A 2,879-nucleotide genomic window follows, 5' to 3' on the forward strand; every position below is an offset into this window, starting at 1 on the left:
CCGCCTGGACGGTCGCGGCCCTCGCCGCCCTGGCGCACGAGCACAGATTGGCGGCGTATCGGCTACTCGTTGAAGCCGGTCCCGCGGGCATTGCGGCGGGCGAGATCGCCGAAAAGCTCGGCCTGGTGCCGTCCTCGCTCACCTTCCATATCCAGGCGCTACTGCGGGCCGGGCTGATCAGCCAGCGGCGCGCGAGCCGGCACGTCATATACACCACAGATTTCACCGCGATGAACGAGTTGGTTGGCTTCCTGGTAAAAAATTGCTGTGGTCAGGACGTCTCCATTTGCGGACCGGCCTGTAATCCCGCGCTACCCTCGGCAAAACAGAAAACGCTCCGCGCGAAAGCAAAATCGGCGTGACCAACCAGCCGCTCAACGTGCTGTTTCTCTGCACCGGTAATTCCGCCCGCAGCATATTGGCTGAAAAACTGGTCGAGCGCTGGGGTGATGGCAAATTCCAGGGATTTTCGGCGGGCAGTCATCCGAAAGGCGAGGTGCATCCGCGCACGCTCGCGATGCTGGAAGATGCCGGACTGCCGACCGATGGGTTGCGTTCGAAATCCTGGGACGAATTCGCGCAGCCGGGCGCGCCGGTGATGGATTTCGTGTTCACCGTTTGCGACGACGCTGCGGGTGAAATTTGTCCGGTCTGGCCGGGACAGCCGATGACGGCGCATTGGGGCGTGCCCGACCCGGCTTCCGCCACCGGCACCGACCTCGAACGAACGGCTTCATTCCGGACCGCATTCCGAATGTTGGAAACCCGTATCAAACTCTTCGCCAGCCTACCCTTCGCCAAACTGGAGCAGGCGTCGCTCCGGCGCCGGGTACAGGAGATCGGCCGGATCGGGCCGAACGAAGGCGAAGGCTCGGCGGCATGAGCGTGATCATCTACCATAATCCCGATTGCGGCACCTCGCGCAACGTGCTGGCGCTGATCCGCAACGCCGGGATCGAGCCCAGGATCGTCGAATATCTGAAAACCCCGCCATCCCGCGAAACCCTGGTTGATGTGATCGAGCGCATGGGTATTCCGGTCCGCGCCGTGCTGCGCGAGAAGGGCACGCCCTATGCCGAATTCGGGCTCGATGATCCTGCCGTGTCCGACGATGCGTTGCTCGACGCGATGATGGCGCACCCGATCCTGATCAACCGGCCGATCGTGGTCACGCCGTTGGGCGTAAAACTCTGTCGCCCGTCCGAGACCGTGCTCGACATCCTGCCCGCGCCGCAACGGGCTGGCTTCGCCAAGGAAGACGGTGAAGCCGTGGTCGATTCCGCCGGTCGGCGCATCCGCTAACTCTCCAGTATTCGAGGCTTCTCATGCTCGCCCTCGCGGTGTTCGTCGCAACCCTTGTGTTCGTCATCGGACAGCCGGGCGGGCTCGGCATCGGCTGGAGCGCCATGGCCGGCGCCGTCGTCGATCTCGCCCTGGGGGTGATCCATTGGCGCAATATCCCGACGGTCTGGCATATCGTCTGGAACGCGACCTTCACCTTCGTCGCCCTGATCATCATTTCGCTCCTGCTCGACGAGGCCGGGTTTTTCCGCTGGGCCGCCCTGCATGTCGCGCGCTGGGGGCGTGGACGCGGGAGGGTTCTGCTCCCGCTGATCGTGCTGCTCGGCTTTGCCATCGCGGCGTTCTTCGCCAATGACGGCGCCGCACTGCTGCTGACGCCGATCGTGGTGGCGATTCTCACGAGCCTTGAATTTCCGCCTGCCGCTGCACTCGCCTTCATCATCGCGACCGGCTTTGTCGCCGATACCACCAGCCTGCCGCTGGTGATTTCCAATCTGGTCAACATCGTCAGCGCCAATTATTTCAGGATCGGCTTCACCCGGTATGCCGTGGTGATGGTGCCGGTCGATCTGGTTTCGCTGGCCGCGACGCTCGCCGTGATCGGCCTCATGTATCGCCGGGCGGCGAACCGGCGCTATGCCATCGAAGCACTGGAAGCGCCTTCGTCGGCCATCCACGATCCTCTGGTTTTCCGCGCGGCCTGGCCGGTGCTCGCGGTGCTGCTCGCGGCGTATTTCATCACCGCGCCGCTCGGCGTGCCGGTCTCGTTCGTCACCATCGCCGGTGCCGTCGTGCTGCTCGCCATCGCCGGACGCTGGTTTGCCGGCGGATCGGGGAGGGTCATCGAAATCCGCCGGGTTTTGCGCGGCGCGCCGTGGCAAATCGTGATTTTCAGCCTGGGTATGTATCTCGTCGTCTATGGGCTGCGCAACGCGGGCCTGACCAATTACATTGCCGATGCACTCCGGGCTTTCGCCGCCCACGGCATCTGGGCGGCGTCGCTCGGCACCGGCATCCTGGCGGCCGTGCTGTCCTCGATCATGAACAATATGCCGAGCGTGTTGGTCGGCGCGCTCGCGATCGGTCAATTGGGGCATCTGTCACCGGGCATCCACGATGCGATGGTCTATGCCAATGTGATCGGCTGCGATCTCGGCCCGAAATTCACCCCGATCGGCAGTCTCGCCACACTGCTCTGGCTGCACGTGCTGAGCCAGAAGGGAACGCGGATCACCTGGGGCCAGTATATGCGGATCGGGCTGGTCATCACACCGCCGGTGCTTCTCGCCACACTCGCGGCCCTTGCGCTCTGGCTACCAGTTGTGGGAGCGGTGGGCCATGGATGACGGCGAATTTCCCGCCTTGCACCGCGATTTGTTGCTCTTACCCGATCCGGCGCGTCTCGAACCCGTCGCCCGCGCAACCCACAAGCCTCGCGTGCTGCTGCTCTACGGCTCGTTGCGGGAACGTTCCTATTCGCGTTTCGCGACCGAGGAAGCCGCCCGGCTGCTCGATCTGATGGGCGCCGAAACCCGGATCTACGATCCGCGCGACCTGCCGGTCGCCAACAGCGTACC

5 protein-coding genes are annotated in these 2,879 nt (G+C 64.1%); all 5 read left to right on the forward strand.

Going from position 1 to position 2,879, the window contains the following annotated elements:
* A partial coding sequence (locus L2A60_RS20150; RefSeq protein ID WP_235706244.1) for an ArsR/SmtB family transcription factor occupies positions 1–362 on the forward strand: 362 nt, incomplete at its 5' end.
* Positions 359–883 (forward strand): arsenate reductase ArsC, encoded by a 525-nt coding sequence (locus tag L2A60_RS20155; RefSeq protein WP_235706245.1) that lies wholly within the window; start codon positions 359–361, stop codon positions 881–883. The genes L2A60_RS20150 and L2A60_RS20155, both read left to right, overlap by 4 nt.
* Positions 880–1,302: an arsenate reductase (glutaredoxin) gene (arsC, locus tag L2A60_RS20160; protein ID WP_235706246.1), complete on the forward strand. Its 423-nt coding sequence runs from the start codon at positions 880–882 to the stop codon at positions 1,300–1,302. The genes L2A60_RS20155 and arsC overlap by 4 nt, the downstream gene beginning before the upstream one ends.
* 23 nt (positions 1,303–1,325) lie before the next feature.
* A complete protein-coding gene (locus L2A60_RS20165; RefSeq protein ID WP_235706247.1) occupies positions 1,326–2,648 on the forward strand; it encodes an arsenic transporter in 1,323 nt (440 codons plus the stop codon).
* Positions 2,641–2,879, forward strand: a 239-nt coding sequence (locus L2A60_RS20170) for an NADPH-dependent FMN reductase (RefSeq protein WP_235706248.1), incomplete at its 3' end; no start/stop codon positions are given. The genes L2A60_RS20165 and L2A60_RS20170, both read left to right, overlap by 8 nt.

It is taken from the genome of Acidiphilium iwatense (assembly GCF_021556475.1).
In the GTDB taxonomy this organism is placed as follows: domain Bacteria; phylum Pseudomonadota; class Alphaproteobacteria; order Acetobacterales; family Acetobacteraceae; genus Acidiphilium; species Acidiphilium iwatense.

Coding starts and splice junctions, on each gene's coding strand:
- L2A60_RS20165 (WP_235706247.1), top strand. CDS start 1,326: ATGCTCGCCCTCGCGGTGTTCGTCGCAACCCTTGTGTTCGTCATCGGA.
- arsC (WP_235706246.1), top strand. CDS start 880: ATGAGCGTGATCATCTACCATAATCCCGATTGCGGCACCTCGCGCAAC.